We start from the raw sequence: 24,081 nt of genomic DNA on the forward strand, positions 1-24,081 counted from the left end.
GACATGGCGAAGATTCTCATCGCCGGTGGCGGCATCGGCGGCCTCGCGGCCGCGCTGAGCATCGCCGGCCGGGGGCACCGGGTGGTCGTGCTGGAACGCCAGGCCACGTTCGCCGAACTGGGCGCGGGCATCCAGCTGGGGCCGAACGCCTTCCACGCGCTCGACTGCCTCGGGGTCGGCGAGGCCGTACGCGACCGGGCGGTCTTCATCGACGAGCTGCGCCTCATGGACGGCACGACGGGCGAGCGGGTGGCGAGCATGCCGCTGACCGGCGCCTACCGGGGACGGTTCGGCAACCCGTACGCGGTGGTCCACCGGGGCGACCTGTACCAGCCGCTGCTCGACGCCTGCCGCGCGTCCGGCGACATCGAGCTGCTCGGCGGCCGGCCGGTCACCCGGTACGAGCAGGGCCCGGCCGGTGTCACCGCCGTCACGGACACGGGAGACCGGTTCACCGGCGCCGCCCTCATCGGGGCCGACGGCATCCGCTCGGCCGTCCGCGGGCAGCTCGTCGGTGACGGCGGGCCCCGGATCTCCGGGCACACCATCTACCGCTCGGTCATCCCCATGGAGAACGTCCCCGAGGAGCTGCGCTGGAACACCGTCACCCTCTGGGCGGGCCCGAAATGGCACTTCGTCCACTACCCGATCGGCGGCGGCCGGTTCCTGAACCTGGCCGCCACCCGGGACGACGACGCCCGCGAGGAGGTGACCGGCGAGCCCGCGGACAGGTCCCACGTGCTGGGCGAGTTCCCCGGCCTGAGCGACACCGCCCGTGACCTGCTGGAACTGGGCGAGGAGTGGAGGACCTGGGTCCTGTGCGACCGCGACCCGGTCGAGCGCTGGACCGACGGGCGGGTCGCCCTGCTCGGCGACGCCGCGCACCCGATGCTGCAGTACGCCGCCCAGGGCGCGTGCATGGCCCTTGAGGACGCGGTGGTGATCGGCGGGCTGCTCGACTGGGACGAGGACGCGATCCCGCGGCGCCTGGAGAAGTACAACGCCGAACGGCGCGAGCGCACGGCGAGGACCCAGCTGGTGGCCCGCGAGATGGGGACGCGGCTCTACCATCCGTCGGGCGCCGAGGCACGGGCGCGGAACGAGATGCTGTCCTCCCTCACCGTGGACGACCTGCACGACAGGGTGGCCTGGCTGCACGGCGCCCGCGACTTCAGCCGCGGTCTCGGCGTCGGCGCGGGGGCGGCCCGATGAGCAGGCTGCGCTGGCTGACCGCGGGAGAGTCCCACGGGCCCGCCCTGGTGGCGACCCTGGAGGGGCTGCCCGCCGGCGTGCCGGTCACCACCGGGATGCTGGCGGACGCGCTCGCCAGGCGGCGGCTGGGGTACGGCCGGGGCGCGCGGATGAGGTTCGAGCGGGACGAGGTGACCGTCCTCGGCGGCGTACGGCACGGGCTCACCCTGGGCTCGCCGGTCGCGATCGTGGTGGGCAACACCGAGTGGGCCAGGTGGGAGCAGGTGATGGCGGCCGACCCGGTCGCCCCCGAGGTGCTGGAGGGGCTGGCGCGCAACGCCCCCCTGACCCGGCCCCGGCCCGGCCACGCGGACCTGGCGGGCATGCAGAAGTACGGTTTCGACGAGGCCAGGCCGATCCTGGAGCGGGCCAGCGCGCGGGAGACGGCGGCGCGGGTCGCGCTGGGCGCGGTGGCCCGCTCCTACCTGCGGGAGACGGCCGGGATCGAGCTCGTCTCGCACGTCGTGGAACTGGCCTCGGCCAGGGCTCCCGAGGGGATCCTGCCCACCCCCGAGGACACCGGGAGGCTGGACGCCGACCCGGTGCGCTGTCTGGACGCGGACGCGAGCAAGGCGATGGTCGCCGAGATCGACCGGGCCCACCGGGACGGTGACACGCTCGGCGGCGTGGTCGAGGTCCTCGCCTACGGGGTCCCCGTGGGGCTCGGCTCCCACGTGCACTGGGACAGGCGCCTCGACGCGCGGCTGGCGTGCGCCCTGATGGGCATCCAGGCGATCAAGGGGGTCGAGGTCGGAGAGGGCTTCGGGCTGGCCCGTACGCCGGGATCGAGGGCGCACGACGAGATCGTGCCGACGGGCGAGGGCGTCAGGCGGACCTCGGGGCGTTCCGGCGGGACCGAGGGCGGCCTGAGCACCGGCGAACCGCTGCGGGTGCGGGCGGCGATGAAGCCGATCGCGACCGTGCCCCGGGCCCTGGCCACCGTGGACGTCACCACCGGCGCCCCGGCGCGGGCCCACCACCAGCGGTCGGACGTGTGCGCGGTCCCGGCGGCCGGGATCGTGGCCGAGGCGATGGTCGCGCTCGTCCTGGCGGACGCGGTGGCCGAGAAGTTCGCCGGGGACTCGGTGTCCGAGACCCGCCGCAACATCCGGGGCTACCTCGACCACCTTCCCATCGGCTGACGGCCCGGAAGAGCGGCACATCGAGGGACGGGCGAGCGTCTTGGGCCGGTTCCCCCTCGACGTGACGATCGCGTCCTCGGAGGGGGAGCCGGAACGGAGCCGGCGGCGCCCGAAGCCCGCGAGGCTGACACGCACGGGGCCACGGGCGCGCCCGTCCGGACGTCAGCCGCGCTCGTAGGGGATCTTCTCGCCCGCCTCGATCGCGACCGGCAGCCGGTTCTCCGCCGGCGGCAGCGGGCAGGTGGCGAGGTCGGTGTAGGCGCACGGCAGGTTCGTGGCCCGGTTGAAATCCACGGTCACCTGGTTGTCGGCATCGGGCACCCCGAGTTGCAGGACACGGTTGGCGGCGTAGGTGGTCACGCCGGAGGTCGCGTCGGTGAACAGGGCGATCAGGCTGCCCGGCTCGTGTCCGTTGAACACCGTCAGGCTCAGCGTCCGCCCGTCGAGTTCGAACTCGACCCGCCCCGGCGCGTCGTAAACGTGCCTCAGCCCTTCCACCGCCGCCCCGACCTCCGTCGGCCGGGGCTCGTCGAACGGCAGGTAGCGGCCGACGACCGACCATCGCGGGTCCGGCGGGAAGACCGGAGTACCCGCGAACGCGACACGCAGCGGGTGGTCCGGGTGTCTGGGCCTGACGATGTCATGCCCGCCCCGCTTGGCCACCTCGATCACCGCTTCACCCCAGGTGGTGTTGATCGAGCCTCGTTCGGGGATGTGGCCGAACACGTACCGGCCGCGCACAGGCGTGCCGTCCACGACCAGTTCCTCCGCGTCGCCGAGGGTCACCACGACGCCCTCGCCGCCGGTCGACCACTCCCCTGGAGCATCCGGCAGTCGCTGCGGTTCAGACGTCAGCCAGTGCAGGTTGGTGACGGCGAGGAACCCGTGGGGATCGGCCAGCACCCTCTCGTGCCGGTGGTGCCAGTCCTGCCATTCCTGGACGTACGCGGCCACGTCGATCACTTCGGCTGCCATGGCTGCTCCTCAAGACGCGCGAGATTTTTCATACTATTCCTACCTTTTAGATTGGTTTATGTCCAGCGTCGACCTCAGGACGACCGGAACCCAATCAACCATCAGGTCTCAGGGTCAGAATCCCTCGGTGGTCACCATGGGGCCGCCTGTCAGGTAGTTGATCAGCGCGGCGCGAGTGGTGGACACGAATGCCTGGGGTATCTCGTCTGCCGGGTGCCAGGCGACGCGTGCGTGTTTGCGAGGTTCGGCGTTGATCGGGGTGCCGCTCCAGGTGTCGGTGACGAAGACAACGGTAACGAAGCCGTTCGGTGCCTCGACACCCCAGGAGCAGTGGATGAGACCGGCTACTCGGAGGTCGGCGGGGTCTACGACCAGTCCGGTCTCCTCTTTCAGCTCGCGGACCGCGGTCTGCGTGATCACTTCGCCCTTGCTCGCCTTGCCGACGGGAAGGTCCCAGTGGTTGGGGGCGAACTTCGCTCCGGCCGCTCGTTGTATGAGGAGGACTCGTTGCCGCGCCTGGTCGTGGACGATGACGGCGGCGACGAGGAGGGTGTGTGCTTCGAGCGCGGGGGGCAGGGCGGTGCCGGGCGTGGGCATGGACACGATCCTTTCACGCGGCGGTGGCCGCGTGCCGGATGCGCTGTTCCAGCAGGGCCGCGCCGGGGACGCCTCTGCGCTTGTATACGGCGAGGGTCGGTCGGATGCTAGCCAGGGCGGTTCTGCTCCGGCCTGACGCCATTCCTTCGGCGAGGTCGAGTGCCTGGTTCCAGGCTCCGATCGCCTCGTCGGCTCTTACCTGGGCGGCGAGGCAGTCCCCGAGGTCCATGTGGGTGAGCAGGTGGACGCGGGGAAAAGCGACGGGGTCCCAGGATGTGAAGGCCGCCCGGTGCCGGGCCTCGGTGCCCACATGGTCGCCCATTTCAGTGAGCGTCCTGGCGGTGTGGGAGTCGACGGTGCCGGAGGCGGGTCCCATGAGGAGCGAGTATGAGGGTTGCGGATCGCCTGGTCGGGAGAGAGCGTCCTCGGCCGCGAGGAGTGCTCTCGCTGCTCCGGCCTTCTCACCGAGAGCGGCGTGGGAACGAGCGTGCGTGATGCGCAGAAGCGCTTCGGTGGCACCGTCACAGCGGCCTTTAGCGCGTTTGAGGGCCGCTTCGATGAGGTCCCGGCTGTGCTGATGTTCCTTCAGGCTGAGCGCTTGGTGGGCGATCGCGCGCATCATCCAAGCGGCGTGGGCGCCCGGGTCGGCCTCGACGGCGAGTTGGAAGCCGGTGAGGTAGTACCGCTGGGCCGCGCCCTCATGTCCGAGGTCGTGATGCTTCCAACCGAGCAGCCAGGCGAGCTCGGCAGTGGCACCGAACGCGTCGCGACGTGTCGCTTCGTCGGTGAAGCGGCCGGACAGCATGGGGGCGACGGTGTCGGCCAGGTAGGCGGCAACGGTAGTGAGGCCGTGCCCCCCGCCGAGGCGCTCATCGGCCGCACCGAACGCTTTGGTGATCTGCCGGACGACGGCCACTTCTCTGGCACCGACTCGCGCGCTGCCGGTCCGTGCCCGCAGGAGCCTGCTCACCGCCTCTGAGTCGTAGCCGAGAGGCAGACTCACCCGGTCCGTGGTGTAGACGGCGGTGGCGAGGAAGCTTCTGTTCTCGATATCGGCCCGGCTGAGCATGGTCGCGGTTTCGACAGGGTGCGCGCCTTCCAGCACCGGCGACTCGTCAGTCTGGAAACCGAGCTGCAGCTTCGTCACCGGACGTCCGGCGCGGCGCGAGAGAGCCTCGACGAGGTAGCAGGCAGTCCGTTCATTCGGTTCAACGCCCGCAACCCAATGCGAGATGGCGGACTTGTTCGTCCGCAGAACTTCCCCGTTCTCCGCAGCGACGCGCACAACGGCGCGCGCCACGCCCTCATAGCTCAAGCCCGAAGCCGCGATCATCTCCCGCAGCCGGTCGTTGGGGGAACGCTGGCCGGAGTACCTCGCCATCGGAACTCCCTACGGATAAACCGATTAAACGTTCTGCGACGCCATTGACCATAGCCGCCTCACGCCCAGAGAGCCACTCTTAGTAGGAACCCGAACGCGGAGCGTGAAAAAACCTCTTTCCTGCGATCCCGTACGGGTGCCGCTGCCTGTCCTCTCGAACGGAGAACGAAGTGTCCACTGCCACCCACGACAAGATCAGCATCGAGCTGCCCGAGGTGTTCGATCCGCGCTGGAACCGTATCCCCGGTATCACAGTGGACGGCCACCGCGTCACCCTCGACCCCGAGGAGTATTTCTTCAAGTTCACCAACCACACCTGGCTCGTCATCCCCTGGCAGCAGGTGCGGCGCAACATGCTCGACGCCCACGAGACCCCGGACACCTCGTTGGAGCAGCTCGCGCTGGACTATATCCGCGCCAACGCCACGCCGACCAGCGACGCAACGACCGTCCTGCAGATCGGGTGGGAGGTGTACCGGTACGTGTTCCGCGCCGAGCATCTGGCCGATCTCGGTATGCCGGAGATCACCGAGAAGCATCTGATGATGCTCCGGCAGGCGGGCACGTTCATGGCGCTCAACAAGGTCGAGCTGACCGGCGAGATCTCCAACATCGGGCCTGCCTGGTTCTTCAACTCCACCACCCGCGCGGTGTTCGACCTCACCGACGCCGAGGGTGACCTGCTGGACGAGGTCTACCACGGCGGCTGGTTCAACGAGACCCGCCGTCTGGAGCTCGTGCGCGCCCACACCGCTCTCGGCGGCCGTCTCGTCCACGGATGCCAGTCCGTCCCGAACCAGACCGGCGGCGCGGTCGTCCCTTACGGCGCTCCGCTGGAGAAGTTCCGCAGCGAGCTGGCCACGATGAAGGACAGCTGGATCGCGTCCGTCGAAGCCTGCCGCATCCCGACGACCGATCGATAAGGAAGGCCCAAGACCTTGGACACCATCGAGGTGAACGCTCTACTCGTCCGGCTGCTGGACAACGTCGTGCAAGGGCCGGTCGAACGCGAGGAGATCCGCGTCTGGGCGCGTTCGGGCGTGGAACGCCTTCACCTGGCTGACGGCACCTCGGTGGTGTTCAAGTACGCCGAAGGCCCCTTCGCAGCCGAAGACCACGCCTTGGCGGTTGCCGAGGAGGGCGGGTTGCCGGTCCCGGCCCGCCTGGCGGTCGACCGAACACCTGGATTGCTCGGAATGCTGCTGACCGACCTCGGCCCGGCCGGTCGGCAGGCAACCGACGCCGAAGGTGCCGCTCTGGCTGTTCGCGTTCATGCCATCTGCGACACCAAAGACCTGCCGACCATGGACGGGGGGTGCCTGGCCGCGATGCCCGAGCAGATCCGTGCGCGTCTCGCTCACCTCGACGGCCCCGGATGTGACCTCGGCGCACTCACCGAGACCGCTCGCGGTCTGGCGAAGGTCGCCGATGCCCGCTCCGTCGGAACCGATCTTCCGCCGTTCGGGCTGTGCCACTCCGAATGGCATCCGACCTCCGTGCATCTCACGAAGACCGAGACGCACCTCCTGGACTTCGCGCGGGCGTTCCACGGTCCCGGGCTGCTCGACCTGGCGTCCTGGCACGGCACGATCGATGCTCCCGACACCGGCAAGCTCAACGAGCTCATCACCTCCTACGTCGCCGCCGGCGGCCCCGAGGAGGCGGCAGCCTCAAGGGGCGGGTTGAGTTCCGCCCGCTGGGCGCTCGGCTGGCACCGCGTCTGGGTGGCCGACTGGTTCACCCACCAGCTCACGATCGGGTGGGCCGAAGGAGCCGAAGACACATGGATCTCCGCGATCTCCCGTCACCTCACCGAAGCCGCACTTCTCCTGCGAGCCTGACCGTCCGCGACCGGTTCGAGTGGACCCGAGCCGCAGGAATCGGCCCTCCACCCACGGTCTTCGGCGATCTCACAGGCAGGCGGGTCGTCGAACTCGGCTGCGGCAGCGGACACAACCTCGCCCACCTCGCCATCCATCACCGCGCCGAGGGGGTCGGCATCGACCACGACCCTCTCAAAATCCAGCGTGCCCGGATCCTCTACGCAGGTCTTCCCCGCCTCGCCTTCATCCGGACAGACGCAGCCGCCTACCTCCGATCCCACCCACCCGAGTCCATCGACCTCTGCCTCTCGATCTTCGGTGCCTTCTCGTTCGTCGAACGCGCCAACCTACGCCCGCTCCTGACCGCGACCACCCGCGCCCTTCGCCACGGCGGACGACTCGCCCTCACCCTGCGCGCGACCGACACCACGGACCTGGTCCTCATCTACACCAGGAGCTGACCAATGCACCTTCTGTGCGACATCGACGGCGTCCATATCCCATTCCCCGGCCCCGCTGGAGAGATTCCCGACGGCTTCCGCACCCACCACGTCACCCCCACCGGCTACAGCGAGCCCGTCGCGATCTGGCTCAACCCCGCCACCGGCCGCCTTGTCCTCGACCTGATCAACCGCTACGCCCTCAGCCCTGTGTGGTGCACCAGTTGGCGTGCAGACGCCGCGCCCCTCGTCGGCAGCCTTCTCGGCCTGCCCACCTGGGACCACATCGACCTGCCCCGCCTCCCGCTCACCACCAGCCACCCCAACGGTTACCTCTGGAAACGCGACACCATCGCCCAGCTCTTCACCGACCAGCCGCTCGTCTGGATCGACGACGACTTCACATCCGCCGATCACACCTGGGCCGGCGACCGCACCACGACCGGAGTCCTCACGATCCTGATCCAGCCGAACCCCTACCTCGGGCTGACAGCCGCTGACCTCAAAGCGACCGGTCTTAACGAGATCGCAGAATGGCGCTCGCGCGCACGCGCCGGAAAGGGCGTTCGCTATGGGGAATCCATGCCTGGCCCAGCCGACGTGGAGCCGCTGACATGGCCCCCCTCCTTCCGTCCGTGACCCAGTGGCACGCCTCCGGTCCCCCGCAGGACCTGCGGACCGCACCACCGGTCAGCCGCGACCAGGCACTCGCCGCGGTGCGCCGGTGGCTTGTCGCGGACCACCGAGCATCCCAGTATCCCCGCTACCTGACGGCGATCGCCGACCTCGAACGGGGATGGACTACAGCGCGCATGGGTGGGTTGACCTTCGTCGCCTTCGCATGCGGCTGTCCGATCTCCTCGCCACCCGAGCAACAAGCGGGGGCGGCGTTGATAAGTCGGATCAACAGGGGTGACGGCCTCGCTTTCGGAGTGCGGCATCCGTGTCGGAAGGCCGTATGACATGCCCGAACGCCTCAAACACGCGGGGAGGTGGAGCCGTGTACTGAACTTGACCTTGATGGGCGAGTTGGTGCCCGATACCGCCACGTACCGCGCGTGTGATCACCGGCCGTCAACCGGTGGCCGGAACACCCATCCTGGAGATAGATCAGCGATGCACCGAGGAAAGTGGGGCTATGCCAGCCCCGAGGAATGGCTCCGGGTGCCGGGACCGATGGTGTGGCGACGCACCTTCCCCGGCACCCCTCAGCAGGTGTCCGAGGCCCGCCACTTTGTCGAAGGGCTCTTCGCCGGAACCCCGCGTAGCGACGATGCAGGAACGATCGCGGCGGAGTTGTGCAACAACGCCGTACTCCACACCGTCTCCGGACATGACGACGGCTGGTTCGGCGTCGAAGTCGTCCTGGACGACCTCGCGTACCTGGCCGTCACCGATCTCGGCGGAGCCGGACGACCCGTCCTCACCTCCGCAGCGGGCGGGAAGCTCGTGGAGGGCGGGTTCGGGATCCTTCTCGTAAAGGAACTCGCCCTGACCATCGGCGTCCACGGAAGCCCGCAGCTCGGCCACACCGTATGGGCCGACATCGACCTCACCCTCAAAATCGAGACCGCGCAGGAGGGCCAGGGGGTCGCTGTCGCGTAGGGGAGGCCCAGCCTGTTCATACCAGGCTGGCCCTCCTTGAACGAGGATAAGGCCGACGCTTTCCGCGCCGAGCCCCGTCCACCCAAGTCCCGTGTAACGCAGGACGACGGCAGCCGGGGCTGTGTGCTGCTTCAGCGGCGACGACGGCCCGGAAGCGAATCGGGTGCGGTCAGCGAGAGCCAGTTCTCCTGCTGGCCGGTCGACTGGGCATTCCCGCCGACGGCGGGAATGCCCAGATCGTCAATTCACATCAGAACGCGCCGCCAAGGACTCGAACCCTGGACCCATTTATTAAGAGTCAACGACCTGCGTGCGGGTCCCGGCCCCAACGTCGTCTTCGTGCCCATCCACACATCTGCTGGACCGCATGCAGGATGCAGAGTAGCGGTGTCAATCCCCTCCACTCCCGGCATCATAGTCAGCGCATTTCGCGGTTACTCGTCGGTGGCTTCGTCTTCCTGCTCCTCAGAGGGCGCAGACCGCCGGTACTGGGGATGGTCGAGGTCCATCTGCCTCGCTGCATGCAAAGGCACGGGGTAACGGGAACGGTCGGACCAGGCGATGGTCTGGTGACACAAACGTGCGGTCGTCCGTGCAAGCATCGACGGTGCGTCAACCGGATCGAGGAGTGACGTGGGCCGGCCTTTCGCTTCGACAAGGCACCCGGCGGACACCGCGCGGCCCAGGTCCACGCGGAGCCACCTCGGGATCTGGGCCTTCGATCCGCCTGAAGATCCAAAGATCGCACAGGCTTGGAGCGCCGTGGTGCAAAAGAGGCGAAGTCGCCGACGGTGGCTGTGCGAGGGCGACGCGGGAAAAAACAGCGGTACGACCAGGCCGTATGCGATCGGCTGAGCGGGTGGAGGTGGTACCAGCTGTACCAGGAGTCTCCAGCTCGCGGGATCGAAGCGACGATCTCCCCCGCGACATGCTTCAGGGGTCGGTAAGTGACCCTCGAACAAGGAGTTCCGGTGTACAAGCCCTCCTCTCCCCGCTCCCGCCTCCTCGCCTGCGGGCTCGCCACGATGATCGCCGTCGGCGCCGTCGCCGCGCCGCTCACGGCGTCGGCCGCGGCGTCCGCTTCCACGGCCGCCGGTTCCGACGACGGTGTGCAGAGGTCACTCGACGGGCTGATCGGCGAGGAGTTCCCCGGCGCGCTCGCCTCGGTACGCGACACCGAAGGGCGCGTCACCACGTACACGGCGGGCGTCGGCGACCTGGAGACGCGGGAGGAGGTGCCGGCCGACGGCCGGGTGCGCATCGGCAGCAACACCAAGACGTTCGTCGCCACCGTCGTGCTGCAGCTCGTCGGCGAGGGAAGGATCGAGCTGGACGGGCCGGTCGAGAAGTATCTGCCCGGCCTGGTCCGTGGCAAGGCCGGTGACGGACGCGAGATCACGATCCGCCAGCTTCTCCAGCACACCAGCGGCCTGCCCAACTACACCCGCTACATGCACGAGGACTTTTCCAAGATCCAGCATCGCTATGTCGAGTCCAGGGACATGATCGACGTGGCGCTGCGCCACAAGGCGTCGTTCAGGCCGGGCAAGGGCTGGGAGTACAGCAACACCGGCTACCTGCTGCTCGGCCTGGTCGTGCAGAAGGTCACCGGCCGGCCGATCGCCGAAGAGGTCACCAGGCGGGTCATCGACCGCGCCGGGTTGCGTGACACCTACTGGCCGGGCGTCGGCGACCAGACCATCAAGGGCCCGCACCCCCGCGGTTACACGGTCGGCAAGCGCAAGGGCGAGTTCGTCGACATCACCACGATGGACCCGTCCTGGGGCGGCGCGGCCGGCCAGCTCATCGGCACCCCGAACGACCTCAACACCTTCTTCCTCGCTCTTTTGGACGGCAAGCTGCTCAAGCCCGCGCAGCTGGCGGAGATGAAGAAGACGGTCAAGGCCCCCGGGTTCCCCGAGGGATGGCGCTACGGGCTCGGCGTGGTCAAGATGAAGCTGAGCTGCGGCGACACCGCGTGGGGCCACGGCGGCGACATCGACGGCTACGAGACCCGCAACGCCGCCACCACCGACGGCCGGGCGACCGCGCTCGCGGTGACCGCCCTGCCCGGCAGCGAGGCCGGGGCACTGAAGGCCATCAAGGTCACCGACGACATCCTCTGCGGCGCCGAGTAGCGCTTCCCCGGCCGCCTCGCCCCTCCCTCGCCCCTCCCTCGCCCCGGCCTCTTCCCTGCCTTTCCCGGCTTCTCCTACCGCCCGAACCCCTCTCCCCAGGAGCACTCCCATGCCCGCGTTCACCGAGCACCACCGCCCGTCGACCCCCCTGAAGACCCTGACGGCTCTGACGGCCCTGAGCGGACTGGCCCTCGCCGGCGTCCTGACCGCTCCGGCGGCGACCGCCGCGACCCCCGCCCGGACCGCCACCGCCACCGCTGCCGCCGCCGGCGTCCCGCCCCTGCAGAAGGCACTGAACGACCTCGTCAAGAAGGACGGATTCCCCGGCGCGCTCGCGACGGTGCACGAGAGCGACGGTGACGTGCGCTACTACACCGCGGGCGTCGGCGACCTGAAGACCAGGAGCGAGGTTCCCGTCGACGGGCGGGTCCGCATCGCCAGCAACACCAAGATGTACACCGCAACCGTCGTGCTGCAGCTCGTCGGCGAGGGGAGGATCGAGCTGGACGCGCCGATCGAGAGGTACCTGCCGAAGCTGGTCCGCGGCAAGGCCGGCGACGGCCGTAAGATCACGGTCCGCCAGCTCCTCCAGCACACCAGCGGTCTGCCCGATTACGACGAGGCCCTCTTCGCCGACTTCGACCTCTTCCTGCGGAAGTACTGGAAGCCGCGGGAGATGGTGGACCTCGCCCTGAAGCGGAAGGCGCTGTTCGAGCCCGGCAAGGGCTGGGGCTACAGCAACACCAACTATGTGCTGGCCGGCATGGTCGTGGAGAAGGTCACCGGCCGCCCGGTCGGCCGCGAGATCACCGACCGGATCATCAAGCGCCTCGGGCTGCGCGACACCTACTGGCCCAAGGCCCGCGACAGGGGCATCCGCGGCCCCCACCCGCACGGCTACTTCGCGGCCAAGCCCTCCGAGCCGTGGGTCGACGTCACCAGGTTCGACCCCTCGTCCGGCTGGGCCGCCGGCCAGCTGATCGGCAGCCCCGGTGACCTCAACCGCTTCCTGCTCGCGCTGCTGGACGGCGAACTGCTCGAACCGGCCCAGCTGGCGGAGATGAAGAAGACCGTCGCGGCGCCCGGCTCCGACACCGTCGGCGGCGGCCGCTACGGCCTGGGCCTGGCCACCTTCAAGCTGAGCTGCGGCGGCTTCGCCTGGACCCACGGCGGGAACGCCCCCGGCTACACCACCCGCAACGCGGTGACCAAGGACGGCAGGGCCGCGGCCGTCGCCGTCACCGCCCTGCCCGTCACCCTGAAGAGCGCCAAGAACGTGGAGAAGGCCCTCGACACCGCCCTGTGCAAGTGACGGTGACCGCCCCGCACCCCTGTACAGGCGACGGGTGACCGCCCCGCCCGCCCCCGCACCACCCTGCGCGGGCAACAGGTGACCGACCCCCGCTCGCCCCCGCACCGCCCCGGCGGCACGCGGGGGTGCCGGCGTTCCGGGAGTCGTCCGGCCACCCGGCGACCATTCCCGCGAGGACACGACCGTGAAACGGCCACCCGCCGGCCGTCCCGCGAACGACGCGCTGCGGTTCTCCCCCTACCCGCTGGACACGGTGTTCTGAGCAAGGTCGGCGGGTGGAGTTCCGCCAAGGTGTGGTCACGCTACTCCGGTACCCTCACCGTCATGATCGAAGACCTGGTGCGCCGCATCGAGGCCGGAGAAGACGATCTGATCGACCAGGTCGCGGATATCGCGGCGGCCGATCCGGGCCGCGTGGCCCCGTACCTGCTCCGGCTTCTGGACGCCGATGCCCGGTGGCGGGCCGAGGTCTTGTATCGCGGCGGCGACGAGGAGTTCCAGCAGGAACTCATTCGCCGCATCGATAGCGGCGAAACCGACTTCCCTGCCAGGTTGGTCTTCCTGCTCACTCAGATGCGCGGCCCGGTCGTGACAGCCGCGTTCATCCGATGGCGGGACTCTCCGCCGCCAGGCATTGACCCGTACGAACGGGGCGTGGACGCCCTCGCGCGCGATGGGGGCTGGGAGCTTGAGGAACACGGGGTTCGCGAGCTGTGCGGCTCCTCGGCGTTCCAGCTCGTGCCCGAGCCCGGTGCCACACCGGCTGTGGAGACCTGCCCGTGGTGCGGCAGTTCCCTCTGGGCCGCGCTCGACGTGGACACCGCCGACGCCGCAGTGGAGCAAGCGCTCACACACACCGGTTGGAAAGGGCGCCTGCGGATCTCCGTCTGCCACCTGTGCACCTGCTACGACACGATCTATGTGACGGTCACGTCCGACGGCGGATCGGCGTGGTCGCCGCACACCGTGCGGCCCAGCTACCTGCAGGTGGGCCAACCCGAACCACCGCCGGAGAACAGGATGGTCCTCGGCGCGCGCCGGGCGACCGACGCCATGGCCGGCGCCTGGGACTCCGGCGGGTCGACCCTCGGCGGACGGGGTGACTGGATCCAGGATCCGACCTACCCGACCTGCCCAGGATGCCGGCGTGCCATGGACTACGTCGGCCTGGTCAACGGTGCCGACCTGTGGGACGGCGAAGGCGCCTACTACCTCTACGTCCACGCGCCATGCGGCCTAGCCGCAGTCCACTACCAGCAGAGCTGACGCATGGCGGTGTCAGCCGCCACTCATCCTCGGCAGGCGCTCGTGGCCGCCGTCCCAGTTGATGTTGCCGTTGCGAGTGGTCTCGTCTCGAAGCTTCTCGTCCGCGCAAAGCAACTCGCCTTGGACAGTGCTGGCCTGGCCGAACTTGGGGACGAGGGTCCTCCAAATATGACCAGTCTCCTCGAAGTACTTCATGACGGCGCACCTTGTCGAGCAGGCGGCAGCCCTCCAGCCACCGGACAGGCACGATGCATCAGCATGATCGCCTACGGCGACAGCATCCGCCGCACCCCGCCGACATGATCACGACATCCGAGCGAACAACGAGCTGACGCGGGGGCCGAAGCACCCCGTAAACGACACCAGCGCATCCCCTGGTAATCAGGGGATGCGCTGGTAGATGCACTGTGCGCCGCCAGGGACTCGAACCCCGGACCCGCTGATTAAGAGTCAGCTGCTCTAACCAACTGAGCTAGCGGCGCTTGAAGCCCTTGAAGGATAGCGCACATCGGGCGGCGCCTCGAATTCAGCGGCGACCACCGGTCGAGGGCGGCCGTGGGTGGAGACGATCACCGGCTAAGCTAGAACAACATTCGGTCCTGTACTGGGAGCACACATGTGGTTCGCCTCACCGAGCGACGCCGGCGAGCGGCTCGACGCCGTCGACTACCTCCCCGACGACTCCGTCTCGACCTCGGTCTTCCTGGCGGGAGCGCTCGGCAAACCACTCCTCGCCGAAGGCCCCGCGGGGGTGGGCAAGACCCAGCTCGCCAAGGCCGTGGCGGCGACGACCGGGGCCCGGCTGGTCAGGTTGCAGTGCTACGAGGGACTGGACGAGGCCAGGGCGCTGTACGAGTGGAACTACAAGAAGCAGTTGCTGCGCATCCAGGCCGGGCAGGGCGAGGACTGGGACGCCACGCATGACGACATCTTCACCGAGGAGTTCCTGCTGGAGCGGCCGCTGCTCGCGGCGATCCGGTCGGAGACGCCGGTGGTCCTGCTGATCGACGAGATCGACAAGGCCGACGTCGAGGTGGAGGGGCTGCTGCTGGAGATCCTGTCCGACTACCAGGTCACGATCCCCGAACTCGGCACCATCGCCGCCGTGCGGAAGCCGTACGTGGTGCTGACCTCCAACGCGACCCGCGAGCTCTCCGAGGCGCTGAAGCGGCGCTGCCTCTACCTGCACCTGGAGTATCCGACGCCGGAGCGCGAGCGCGACATCGTGCTGGCCCAGGTGCCCGCGATCGAGGCGAGCCTGGCCGAGCAGCTCGCCCGCACGGTCGCCACCCTGCGCGGCCTGGAGCTGAAGAAGTCGCCCTCGATCGCCGAGACGATCGACTGGGCCAACACCCTGCTCGCGCTGGGCAGGACCGAGCTCGACGAGGAGGCGATCGGAGTGACCCTCGGCGTCGTCCTCAAGCACGCCTCCGACCAGACGCGGGCCCGCAAGGAACTCGCCCTGTGACCGGCCCCCTGGTCGGCACGACGAAGGGCACCGCGAACGGCACCGCGAACGGCACCGCGGACAGCACCGCGGGCGACAGCGCGGACGGCACCGGAGACGGCGCCGTCCGCACGCCCCCGGAGCCCGGGAGGACCGCGACCGGCGTCCCGGACGGCCCGGGTCTCGGGACGGGAGGCCGGAGGTGAGCCTGCTCGACCGGCACGTGGGGTTCGTGCACGCGTTGCGCGAGGCCGGGCTGCCGGTCTCTCCGGCCGAGGGCCTGGACGCGGTCAGGGCGCTGGCGGTGATCGACCTGACCGAGCGGGAGTCGCTGCGGGCCGCGTACGCCGCGACGCTGGTCAAGCGACCCTCGCACCGGCCGGGCTTCGACACGCTGTTCGACCTGTGGTTCCCCGCCTCGACGACCGGCCTGGGGGCGCCGCGCCCGGCCGAGCCGGGCCTGCCCGACCTGCGGACCGCCGAGGTCCCCGAGCTGCGCGACCGGCTCGCCGAGCTGCTGCTGGGCGCCGAGGGGATGAACGAGTTCGCGCGGGCGATGGTGGAGCGCTTCGGCCGCCAGCCCGCGGGCCCCGGCAGGCAGAACTGGTTCTCCTACCCGGTGATGCGGACGCTCTCCCCCGAGACGCTCATGGCGCGGCTGCTCGCCGAGGTCCTCGCGGGCCGGGAGCGCGGCGGGCTGGCGGAGAAGGTCGCCCGGCAGCGGATCGGCGAGAACACCAGGCGCTTCGAGGACGCCGTCTCCGGCGACGTGCGCCGCCGGATCGCCGAGGACTCCGGGATCGAGCGGATCGCCCGTTCCTCGGTACGCCCGCCGCTCGAACAGCTCGACTTCCTGCGGATCACCAAGGCCGACCTGGCCAGGCTCCGCCGGGAGGTCCACCCGCTCGCCCGCCGCCTCGCCGCCCGGCTCACCGTCAAGCACCGGCTCGGCCACCGTGGCCGCCTCGACTTCCGCAGGACCGTACGGGCCTCGCTGTCCAGCGGCGGGGTGCCGCTCACCACCTTCAACAGGCCGCGCCGCCCGCACAAGCCCGAGCTGGTCATCCTGTGCGACACCAGCGACTCGGTCGCCTCCTTCGCGCACTTCACCCTGCTGCTGACGTACGCGCTGCGCGAGCAGTTCACCAAGGTCCGCGCGTTCGGGTTCGTGGACACCGTGGACGAGATCACCCGGTTCTTCGTGCCGGGCGCCGACGTGGTGGAGGCGATGACCCGGCTGACGAAGGAGGCCGACATGGTGCGCTTCGGCCGGACCGACTACGGCCACGCGCTGGAGGGGTTCGTCGAGCGGTACGGCGACGCGATCGGGCCGAAGACGTCCCTGCTCATCCTGGGCGACGCCCGCTCCAACTACCAGCCGCCCGCGCTGGAGACGCTGAAACGCCTGGCCGCCGGCGCCCGGCACGCCTACTGGCTCAACCCGGAGCCGACCGCCCAGTGGGACAGCGGCGACTCGCTCGCGACGGCGTACGGCGGGATCGTGCCGATGTACGAGTGCCGGAACGCCGCGCAGCTGGCGGCCTTCATCGAGGAACTCGTCTGAGGAGAGGGACCAGGCCGGGCGGCGGGCGCGGTCAGCTCATGCGGCGCAGCACCCGGGCTGCGGTCCTGGCGAGGACCTCGACCTGAGCGTCGTCGAAGTCGGCCCGGGGGCCCTTCTGGATCCAGCGCGCGACCAGGCGGGGCTTGAGAAGGGTGATTCCCTCCGCGGTGACCGACCGCCTGATCTCCCCGCCGTGCACGGCGATCAGGGGCTCGATGGTGACGGGGATGCCCGACTCGCGGGAGAGCACCTCGGCCAGCGACTCGGAGACCTCGACGAGCGCCTTGGCCACCTTCGTGCCGTACTTCTCGCCCAGGAACAACCGGTCGCCGTACCGGGCGATCTCGGTGTCGGGGTCCCACGCCTCGTTGTCGACCACCCAGACGCCACCGGGACCGATGACGAGGTGGTCGACCGACGCCTTGCCGGGAACGGCCCGGCCTTCGAGGATGTGGTAGCCGTCCTTGCGGAGCTTGCGGCGGAGCAGCTTGCCGGTGACGGTCTCACCCCGGCGCCTGCCGCGCCAGACGGCGGTGGCGTCGTACTCCCGCCACGTCAGGAACGCGTCCCCGGCGGCGACGAGCAGGCCGCACAGCAGTCCGAGGATCGGCGGGGACAGCTCGAAGCGGTAGGCGAGCGCGACACCCACGGCCAGGCCGACCGCCGCCTTGACCGCGCGCATCTTCCTGCGCTGGGCGACTTCCTTGATCCAGAACTGCTCGTACATGACCTGCGGGGACAGGCCGTGGACCTGGTCGACTGGCGTCACGTAGATAGATCCGCCCGGCATAGCGGAACCCCCATGGCTAGAACGGTCGGCAAGGAAGGGTGGGGGGACCTGCCACGCTGAAGATCCTTAGACTATGAAATACCCAATCGGGGGCCCCAGCTATCTCCACGCCGCGAAGGTGACGCAAGTAACACGTATTCGCCAGCCACCAGCGGTGCAACCGACCAGTCGGTATGCTTTCCCTCACCACACCATGGGGGACGCATGACTCAGGACCAGGAGCCGGTACGACAACGCCTGCTCAGTGAGGCCACCCGCCTGTTCGCCGAGCGAGGCTTCGAGAGCACGTCGGTGCAGGAGGTCGTCTCGGCGGCCGGCGTCACCAAGGGCGCCATGTACCACTACTTCGACTCCAAGGACGACCTGCTCCACGAGATCTACGGGCGCGTGCTGCGGCTGCAGATGGAGCGGCTGACCCACTTCGCCGACGGCCCGGGGCCGGTGGCCACGCGCCTGCACTCCGCCGCCGCGGACGTCGTGACGACCACGGTGGAGAACCTGGACGACTCCAAGATCTTCTTCCGCTCGATGCACCTGCTCGCGCCCGACACCCGCAAGGTCGTCCGCGCCGAGCGGCGCAACTACCACGAGCGCTTCCGCGACCTGGTCACCGAGGGGCAGCGCGAGGGCACCTTCAGGAGCGACGTCCCCGCGGACATCGTCGTCGACTTCTTCTTCGGCTCCGTCCACCACCTGGGCACCTGGTACAGCGCGGAGGGCGCGCTCTCCGGCCCCGAGCTGGGGGCGCACTTCGCCGACCTGCTGCTCACCTCGCTGCGACCGGATCGGCCGGCACCCCCCGCCTGACCCTCCGCCTCGGCAGGGCGACGAGCCCACGCGGCGACCTGGCCGGGAACCGGGTCGAGACGGAGCCGCCCGGCCCGGGGATCACATAGCCCAGGCCGTCGAGACGGAGTCGCCCCACCAGGGAATCACATAGCTCCGGCCACGGCCGGGCGCGCGGCGATCCCGGTATTCTCCCCGCCCGGACCACCGTCCCCCGCTCCCCGGCGTGCCGACGCGACGACTCCCGGCACGGAGCCGGGGATCATCGCGTCGGCCGTCGGCCATCAGCCATCGGCCATCGGCCATGTGGTCAGGCCGGAGCGGGCAGGTCCGCGAGGGCGGCCACGGCCTCCCGGTGGGCGCCGGGGGTGCCGAACGCGATCTCGGTGGATTTGGCGCGCTTGAGATACAGGTGCACTGGGTGCTCCCAGGTCATCCCGATCCCTCCGTGGAGCTGGACGCTCTCCTCCGCGACGTGCACCGCCACCTCCGAGCACCACGACGCGGCCACCGCCGCCGCCAGCTCCCGATCGCCGGTCGCCTCCCCCTCGCCGGACGCGCCCTGGTCCGTGGCCAGCAGGTCGGCCGCGTTCCTCGCGGCGGCACGGGCCCGCACCACGTCCAGCCAGAGGTCGGCCATCCGGTGCTTGATCGCCTGGAAGGAGCCGACCGGCCGGGCGAACTGGTGGCGCTCCTTGATGTAGGAGAGCGTCGTGCTCAGGCACCACTCGGCGACCCCGAGCTGCTCGGAGGCGAGCAGGCCCGCGCCGAAGTTCAGCACCCTCCGCGTGTCGAGCCTGCCGATCGCCTCACCCGGGGTGTCCGAGAACGTGACGGTGGCGACCGGCCGCGTCAGGTCGAGCGACGGCACCACGTCGATCCGGACGTCCGCCGCCTCCACCTGGTAGAGCGCCGTCCCGACGGGCACGAGCAGCACGTCCGCCACGTCCGCGCCGGCCACCGCCCGGATCTCCCCGTTCAGCACCCCGTCCGTGACGGTGACGGTCTCCGGCAACGGCCGGTACGGCGAGGCCGCCAGCGACACCACGAGCGCCGCCGTCGTCTCCCCCGAGGCGAGTTCCTGGATCAGGTCCTCCTCACCGACCTGCAGCAGGGCCTTGGTGGCGAGCACCGAACTGGTGAGGAACGGCAGCGGCGCCACCGCCCGCCCCAGCTCCTCCAGCACCACCGCGACCTCCCGCGCCGACGCCCCCGCCCCGCCGTACTCCTCCGGCACCAGCAGACCCGCCACCCCGATGTCCCGGGACAACGTCTTCCACAGGTCCATGTCGTACGGCGCCTCGGACTCGGCACGCCTCAACACGGCGGCGGACCCGCAGCGATCCGCGAGAAGATCCCGCACGGAAGCACGCAGTTCCTCTTCCACCTCGGTATAAAGCAGTGTCATCGGTCGCTCACCACTCCTCATTCGCTACGCGGCCCGCTCGTCCCTCGCGACCCACTCCGCTCACTGCGTCGGGCTCGCCCTCCGCCATCGGTCGCTCACCACTCCTCATTCGCTACGCGGCCCGCTCGTCCCTCGCGACCCACTCCGCTCACTGCGTCGGGCTCGCTCCGTGTCATCGCGGAAGGTCCTTCCAGGGCACGTCCTTGTCGACGCGGGGTTCCGAGGGGAGGCCGAGCACGCGCTCGGCGATGATGTTGCGCAGGATCTCCGAGGTGCCGCCCTCGATGGAGTTGCCCTTGGCGCGGAGGTAGCGGTATCCGGGGCCCCGGCCGAAGAAGTCGACGCTGTCGGAGCGGCGGAAGGTCCAGTCGTCGTAGACCAGGCCCTCCTCCCCGCGCAGTTCCACGTCCAGCCCCGACAGGGCCTGGTTGAGGTCGGCGAAGGCGAGCTTCATGCCGGAACCCTCCGGTCCCGGCTGCCCGGCGGAGAGCTGCTCGCGCAGGCGCGTACCGGCCAGGCGGGTCACCTCCGCCTCCACCCACAGGCGCAGCAGGCGCTGGTGCAGGTCGTGGGTGCGCGCCTCGGGCCGGGAGCGCCAGGTGTCGGCGACCAGGCCGACCACGCCGCCGCCCCGCCGGACCGGCGCGCCGCCGATGGCGACCCGCTCGTTCATGAGCGTGGTCTGCGCGACCCGCCAGCCGTCGCCGACCTCCCCCAGCCGCAGGTCGTCACCGAGCCGTACGCCGGTGAGGAAGACCTCGTTGAACTCCGCCTCGCCGGTGATCTGCCGCAGCGGCCTGACCTCGACCCCGGGGGCGTGCATGTCACACACGAAGTAGGTGAGCCCCCGGTGCTTGGGCACGTCCACGTCGGTCCTGGCGACCAGGATCGCCCAGCGGGAGTGGTGGGCGCCGGAGGTCCAGACCTTCTGCCCGTCCACCACCCACTCGTCGCCGTCCCTGACCGCGCGGGTGCCGAGCGTGGCCAGGTCGGAACCGGCGCCGGGCTCGCTGAAGAGCTGGCACCAGATCTCCTCGCCCGTCCACAGCGGGCGCAGGAACCGCTTCCGCTGCTCGTCGGTGCCGAACGTCAGGATCGTGGGCGCCGCCATCCCCAGCCCGATCGTCTGCAGCCCGGGATTGATCTGCGGCGTCCCCTCCAGCTCGCGCTCCACGACGTTCTGCAGCTCGCGCGCCGCTCCGAGCCCGCCGAGCCCCTCGGGGAAGTGCACCCAGGCCAGCCCGGCGTCGAACCTGGCCCGCAGGAACTCCAGCCGGTCCCCGGCGGGGTCGTGCCCGGCCAGGAACGCCGCAGCGCGCTCCTTGACCGCCTTCTCGTCCAGCGCCACGAACGCTCCCTTCGTCGATCTCCATCGACCCTCGTCGACCTGTGTCGGCTCTCGCCGCCCCTCGTCGGCCTTCGTCAACCCTCGCCGGCCGTCATCGGTTCGCGCGCCCCGTGACTCGCCTTCGGGGCGCCCCGGCACCCCGCCGCCCCGGGTGTACGGGAAGGCGGGAGCGACGCCGGGTCACATGTGTTTCTTGAGCTCCCGGTAGGCCAGGGAGCGCTTGTGGACCTCGTCGGGCCCGTCGGCGAGCCGCAGCGAGCGCGCTCCCGCCCAGAGGCCGGCGAGCGGGAAGTCCTGGCTGACGCCTCCGGCGCCGTGGGCCTGGATCGCCTTGTCCAGGATCCACTCCACATCACGCGGGGTGGCGATCTTGATGGCCTGGATCTCGGCGTGGGCGCCCCGGTTTCCCACGGTGTCCATCAGCCAGGCGGTCTTCAGCACGAGCAGGCGAAGTTGCTCGATCCTCACCCGCGACTCGGCGATCCAGTCCTGGACGACGCCCTGCTGGGCGATCGGCTTGCCGAACGCGTTCCGCGACAGGGTCCGGACGCACATCATCTCGACGGCCCGCTCGGCCATCCCGATCAGCCGCATGCAGTGGTGGATGCGGCCGGGCCCGAGGCGGGCCTGGGCGATCGCGAAGCCGCCGCCCTCCTCGCCGATCAGGTTGTCGACCGGCACCCTGACGTCCTCGAACACGATCTCGGCGTGGCCGCCGTGGTCGGAGTCGGAGTAACCGAAGACGTGCATGCCCCGCTTGACGTGCATGCCGGGCGTGTCGCGCGGTATCAGGATCATCGACTGCTGCCGGTGCGAGGACGCCTCGGGGTCGGTCTTGCCCATCACGATGAAGATCCTGCAGTTGGGGTTCATCGCGCCGGAGGCGAACCACTTGCGGCCGTTGACGACGTACTCGGAGCCGTCCCTGACGATCGAGAGCGCGATGTTCGTGGCGTCGGAGGACGCGGTGTCGGGCTCGGTCATCGCGAACGCCGACCGGATCTCGCCGCGCAGCAGCGGCTCCAGCCACTCCTTGCGCTGCCACTCGCTGCCGAACATGGAGAGGACCTCCATGTTGCCGGTGTCGGGGGCGGCGCAGTTGGTCGCGGTCGGGGCGATCCGGGGCGAGCGGCCCATGATCTCGGCCAGCGGCGCGTACCGCAGGTTGGTCAGGCCCGCGCCGTGCTCGCCCGGCAGGAAGAGGTTCCACAGACCTCGCCTGCGCGCCTCCTCCTTGAGATCCTCCATCAGCGGTGGAGTGGCCCACCCGCTCTCGGCGGCCTGGGCCTCGAAAGCCTCCTCCGCCGGGTACACACACTCGTCCATGAAGCCGAGCAGCCGTTCCCGCAGCTCCTCGGTCTCGGCGTCGAACGCGAAATCCATGGGCCCTCCTCACGGTCTCCCGTGAGGGTACCGACCGGACGGTATGCCTGTCGACACGCCCCCTATGCTCAACCTCATGGACCCCGTCTTCTTCGCCACCCCCGAGAAGTTCCGCGCCTGGCTGGAGGCGCATCACGAGACCGAGACGGAGCTGCTGGTGGGGTTCCTCAAGAAGGGCACCGGCCGCCCGAGCATCACCTGGCCCCAGTCCGTCGAGCAGGCCCTGTGCTTCGGCTGGATCGACGGCGTCCGCAGGACCATCGACGCCGAGAGCTACAGCGTCCGCTTCACCCCGCGCAAGGCGCGCAGCACGTGGAGCGCGGTCAACATCGCCAAGGTCGCCGAACTGACCGAGCTCGGCCTGATGCGTCCCGCGGGCCTGCTCGCCTTCGAGCAGCGGACCGAGGACAACTCGGTGATCTACTCCCACGAGCGGGCCGAGGACGCCGCGCTGGACGAGGGGCAGGAGCGCCGTTTCCGGGCGGAGACGGCGGCGTGGGAGTGGTTCCAGAGCCAGCCGCCCGGCTACCGCAGAACCGCGCTGCACTGGGTGACCACCGCGAAACGCCCCGAGACGAGGGAGAAGCGTCTCACCCGGCTGATCGAGGACTCCGCGGCGGAACGCAGGCTCGCGCAGTTCGAGCGCCGAGTGGTCCCCGGGAACACCCCCTGAGTGGACCTTCGGACAGGTCCACCACGGGCTCTAGGCTCGTCCCCATGACCGCGAAGATGCCCGCTCCCGTCGTTCTCGAAGGCGAGACCGTACGGCTGGAGCCGCTGACCGGCGGCCACGTCCCCGACCTGTTCCTGGCCGGTGGCGGCGACGACGAGGTGTGGCGCTGGATGCCCGCCCCGACCCCGCGCACCGAGACCGAGCTGGCGGAGATCGCGATACGGCTGGTCGAGACGCCGGACCACGTGCCGTTCGCGGTGATCCTGAGGGAGACGGGCCGCGCGGTCGGCTGGACCACCTACATCGACACCCCTGGATACGCCGACAGCATCGAGATCGGCTGGACCTGGTACGGCAGGTCGGTGTGGCGCTCCGCGGTGAACACCGAGTGCAAGGTCCTGCTGATCGACCACGCCTTCGACAAGCTGGGCGTGAACCGGGTCCAGCTCAAGACCGACAACCTGAACGCCCGCTCGCAGGAGGCGATCAGGCGCATCGGCGGCGTCGCCGAGGGCACCCTGCGCCGCCAGCGCCGACGCGCCGACGGCACCTGGCGCGACACCGCCTATTTCAGCATCCTCGACGACGAGTGGCCCGCCCACCGCGCCCGCCTCACCGGCCTGCCCCGCTGAACCACCCGCCCCGCCGAACCACCTGCTCCGCCGAACCGCCCGCCTCGCCGAACCACCTGCTCCGCTGAACCGCCTCGCCGAAGCACCCACCTCGCGACCCGCGGACTTGGCGCCTTCGCG

The 24,081-nt window shown here is 70.0% G+C and carries 25 protein-coding genes and 1 tRNA gene; 16 read left to right on the forward strand and 10 right to left on the reverse strand.

Going from position 1 to position 24,081, the window contains the following annotated elements; all coding sequences use genetic code 11:
* The first annotated feature begins 3 nt into the window (after positions 1–3).
* Both ACFFRH_RS10460 and aroC read left to right on the forward strand, forming a co-directional pair.
* Complete coding sequence (locus tag ACFFRH_RS10460; RefSeq protein ID WP_344745355.1) at positions 4–1,212, forward strand: 3-hydroxybenzoate 6-monooxygenase; 1,209 nt, start codon at positions 4–6, stop codon at positions 1,210–1,212.
* Positions 1,209–2,393 carry a chorismate synthase gene (aroC, locus tag ACFFRH_RS10465; RefSeq protein ID WP_344745354.1) on the forward strand — a complete coding sequence of 395 codons (1,185 nt, stop codon included), beginning with the start codon at positions 1,209–1,211 and terminating at the stop codon, positions 2,391–2,393. The genes ACFFRH_RS10460 and aroC overlap by 4 nt, the downstream gene beginning before the upstream one ends.
* Before the next feature lie 162 nt (positions 2,394–2,555).
* Here aroC and ACFFRH_RS10470 read toward each other — a convergent pair whose 3' ends face one another.
* From ACFFRH_RS10470 to ACFFRH_RS10480, 3 genes are all read right to left on the reverse strand, one after another.
* Positions 2,556–3,368 carry a DUF1684 domain-containing protein gene (locus ACFFRH_RS10470; RefSeq protein ID WP_344745353.1) on the reverse strand — a complete coding sequence of 271 codons (813 nt, stop codon included), beginning with the start codon at positions 3,366–3,368 and terminating at the stop codon, positions 2,556–2,558.
* A 114-nt stretch (positions 3,369–3,482) separates the two neighbouring features.
* On the reverse strand, positions 3,483–3,965 hold the full coding sequence (locus ACFFRH_RS10475; protein ID WP_386155908.1) for an NUDIX domain-containing protein: 483 nt from the start codon (positions 3,963–3,965) through the stop codon (positions 3,483–3,485).
* A 13-nt stretch (positions 3,966–3,978) separates the two neighbouring features.
* Positions 3,979–5,346 carry an NsdA family TPR-like regulatory protein gene (locus tag ACFFRH_RS10480; protein ID WP_344745351.1) on the reverse strand — a complete coding sequence of 456 codons (1,368 nt, stop codon included), beginning with the start codon at positions 5,344–5,346 and terminating at the stop codon, positions 3,979–3,981.
* Positions 5,347–5,516: 170 nt separating this feature from the next.
* Between ACFFRH_RS10480 and ACFFRH_RS10485 the strand changes: the two genes are divergently transcribed.
* From ACFFRH_RS10485 to ACFFRH_RS10505, 5 genes are all read left to right on the forward strand, one after another.
* The gene (locus ACFFRH_RS10485) at positions 5,517–6,269 is read left to right on the forward strand and encodes a hypothetical protein (RefSeq protein WP_344745350.1); all 753 of its coding nucleotides are present in this window, start codon (positions 5,517–5,519) and stop codon (positions 6,267–6,269) included.
* Between the two features lie 15 nt (positions 6,270–6,284).
* A complete protein-coding gene (locus ACFFRH_RS10490; RefSeq protein WP_344745349.1) occupies positions 6,285–7,187 on the forward strand; it encodes a hypothetical protein in 903 nt (300 codons plus the stop codon).
* Positions 7,130–7,630, forward strand: coding sequence for a class I SAM-dependent methyltransferase (locus ACFFRH_RS10495; RefSeq protein WP_344745348.1), 501 nt, complete (start codon positions 7,130–7,132; stop codon positions 7,628–7,630). The genes ACFFRH_RS10490 and ACFFRH_RS10495 overlap by 58 nt, the downstream gene beginning before the upstream one ends.
* A 3-nt stretch (positions 7,631–7,633) precedes the next feature.
* The gene (locus tag ACFFRH_RS10500) at positions 7,634–8,248 is read left to right on the forward strand and encodes a hypothetical protein (protein WP_344745347.1); all 615 of its coding nucleotides are present in this window, start codon (positions 7,634–7,636) and stop codon (positions 8,246–8,248) included.
* Positions 8,249–8,629: 381 nt separating this feature from the next.
* On the forward strand, positions 8,630–9,214 hold the full coding sequence (locus ACFFRH_RS10505) for an ATP-binding protein (RefSeq protein ID WP_386155911.1): 585 nt from the start codon (positions 8,630–8,632) through the stop codon (positions 9,212–9,214).
* A 434-nt stretch (positions 9,215–9,648) separates the two neighbouring features.
* Here the strand turns inward: ACFFRH_RS10505 and ACFFRH_RS10510 are convergent, their stop codons facing one another.
* The gene (locus tag ACFFRH_RS10510) at positions 9,649–9,906 is read right to left on the reverse strand and encodes an RNaseH domain-containing protein (RefSeq protein WP_386155913.1); all 258 of its coding nucleotides are present in this window, start codon (positions 9,904–9,906) and stop codon (positions 9,649–9,651) included.
* A gap of 279 nt (positions 9,907–10,185) precedes the next feature.
* Between ACFFRH_RS10510 and ACFFRH_RS10515 the strand changes: the two genes are divergently transcribed.
* The 3 genes from ACFFRH_RS10515 to ACFFRH_RS10525 all read left to right on the forward strand — a co-directional run bounded on the left by ACFFRH_RS10515 (position 10,186) and on the right by ACFFRH_RS10525 (position 13,930).
* The gene (locus tag ACFFRH_RS10515; protein WP_344745345.1) at positions 10,186–11,352 is read left to right on the forward strand and encodes a serine hydrolase domain-containing protein; all 1,167 of its coding nucleotides are present in this window, start codon (positions 10,186–10,188) and stop codon (positions 11,350–11,352) included.
* A 109-nt stretch (positions 11,353–11,461) separates the two neighbouring features.
* Positions 11,462–12,664, forward strand: coding sequence for a serine hydrolase domain-containing protein (locus ACFFRH_RS10520; RefSeq protein ID WP_344745344.1), 1,203 nt, complete (start codon positions 11,462–11,464; stop codon positions 12,662–12,664).
* Between the two features lie 324 nt (positions 12,665–12,988).
* Positions 12,989–13,930 carry a hypothetical protein gene (locus ACFFRH_RS10525; RefSeq protein WP_344745343.1) on the forward strand — a complete coding sequence of 314 codons (942 nt, stop codon included), beginning with the start codon at positions 12,989–12,991 and terminating at the stop codon, positions 13,928–13,930.
* Positions 13,931–13,942: 12 nt separating this feature from the next.
* Here the strand turns inward: ACFFRH_RS10525 and ACFFRH_RS10530 are convergent, their stop codons facing one another.
* Complete coding sequence (locus tag ACFFRH_RS10530; protein WP_344745342.1) at positions 13,943–14,125, reverse strand: hypothetical protein; 183 nt, start codon at positions 14,123–14,125, stop codon at positions 13,943–13,945.
* Positions 14,126–14,338: 213 nt separating this feature from the next.
* A tRNA-Lys gene (locus ACFFRH_RS10535) sits at positions 14,339–14,412 on the reverse strand.
* A 134-nt stretch (positions 14,413–14,546) separates the two neighbouring features.
* Here ACFFRH_RS10535 and ACFFRH_RS10540 point away from each other — a divergent pair.
* Genes ACFFRH_RS10540 through ACFFRH_RS10550 form a run of 3 tightly spaced genes read left to right on the forward strand, consistent with a single transcriptional unit; the run spans position 14,547 to position 16,941 of the window.
* The gene (locus tag ACFFRH_RS10540; RefSeq protein ID WP_344745341.1) at positions 14,547–15,398 is read left to right on the forward strand and encodes an AAA family ATPase; all 852 of its coding nucleotides are present in this window, start codon (positions 14,547–14,549) and stop codon (positions 15,396–15,398) included.
* Positions 15,395–15,583 (forward strand): hypothetical protein, encoded by a 189-nt coding sequence (locus tag ACFFRH_RS10545; protein ID WP_344745340.1) that lies wholly within the window; start codon positions 15,395–15,397, stop codon positions 15,581–15,583. Before ACFFRH_RS10540 ends, ACFFRH_RS10545 begins: the two co-directional genes overlap by 4 nt.
* Positions 15,580–16,941, forward strand: coding sequence for a vWA domain-containing protein (locus ACFFRH_RS10550; RefSeq protein ID WP_344745339.1), 1,362 nt, complete (start codon positions 15,580–15,582; stop codon positions 16,939–16,941). Before ACFFRH_RS10545 ends, ACFFRH_RS10550 begins: the two co-directional genes overlap by 4 nt.
* A 31-nt stretch (positions 16,942–16,972) precedes the next feature.
* Here ACFFRH_RS10550 and ACFFRH_RS10555 read toward each other — a convergent pair whose 3' ends face one another.
* The gene (locus ACFFRH_RS10555) at positions 16,973–17,710 is read right to left on the reverse strand and encodes a nuclease-related domain-containing protein (RefSeq protein ID WP_344745337.1); all 738 of its coding nucleotides are present in this window, start codon (positions 17,708–17,710) and stop codon (positions 16,973–16,975) included.
* 225 nt (positions 17,711–17,935) lie between these two features.
* Here ACFFRH_RS10555 and ACFFRH_RS10560 point away from each other — a divergent pair, with 225 nt between their 5' ends.
* Positions 17,936–18,538 carry a TetR/AcrR family transcriptional regulator gene (locus ACFFRH_RS10560; protein WP_344745336.1) on the forward strand — a complete coding sequence of 201 codons (603 nt, stop codon included), beginning with the start codon at positions 17,936–17,938 and terminating at the stop codon, positions 18,536–18,538.
* 289 nt (positions 18,539–18,827) lie between these two features.
* Here ACFFRH_RS10560 and ACFFRH_RS10565 read toward each other — a convergent pair whose 3' ends face one another.
* The 3 genes from ACFFRH_RS10565 to ACFFRH_RS10575 all read right to left on the reverse strand — a co-directional run bounded on the left by ACFFRH_RS10565 (position 18,828) and on the right by ACFFRH_RS10575 (position 22,656).
* Positions 18,828–19,925: an acyl-CoA dehydrogenase family protein gene (locus ACFFRH_RS10565; protein WP_344745335.1), complete on the reverse strand. Its 1,098-nt coding sequence runs from the start codon at positions 19,923–19,925 to the stop codon at positions 18,828–18,830.
* 172 nt (positions 19,926–20,097) lie between these two features.
* Positions 20,098–21,273, reverse strand: a complete 1,176-nt coding sequence (locus ACFFRH_RS10570; protein WP_386155919.1) for an acyl-CoA dehydrogenase family protein — start codon at positions 21,271–21,273, stop codon at positions 20,098–20,100.
* A gap of 180 nt (positions 21,274–21,453) precedes the next feature.
* The gene (locus tag ACFFRH_RS10575; protein WP_386155921.1) at positions 21,454–22,656 is read right to left on the reverse strand and encodes an acyl-CoA dehydrogenase family protein; all 1,203 of its coding nucleotides are present in this window, start codon (positions 22,654–22,656) and stop codon (positions 21,454–21,456) included.
* A 76-nt stretch (positions 22,657–22,732) separates the two neighbouring features.
* Between ACFFRH_RS10575 and ACFFRH_RS10580 the strand changes: the two genes are divergently transcribed.
* Positions 22,733–23,329: a YdeI/OmpD-associated family protein gene (locus ACFFRH_RS10580; RefSeq protein ID WP_386155923.1), complete on the forward strand. Its 597-nt coding sequence runs from the start codon at positions 22,733–22,735 to the stop codon at positions 23,327–23,329.
* A gap of 44 nt (positions 23,330–23,373) precedes the next feature.
* Positions 23,374–23,961, forward strand: coding sequence for a GNAT family N-acetyltransferase (locus ACFFRH_RS10585; RefSeq protein ID WP_386155925.1), 588 nt, complete (start codon positions 23,374–23,376; stop codon positions 23,959–23,961).
* The last annotated feature ends 120 nt before the right edge of the window (positions 23,962–24,081 follow it).

It is taken from the genome of Streptosporangium vulgare, from assembly GCF_042428775.1.
In the GTDB taxonomy this organism is placed as follows: Bacteria; Actinomycetota; Actinomycetes; order Streptosporangiales; family Streptosporangiaceae; genus Streptosporangium; species Streptosporangium vulgare.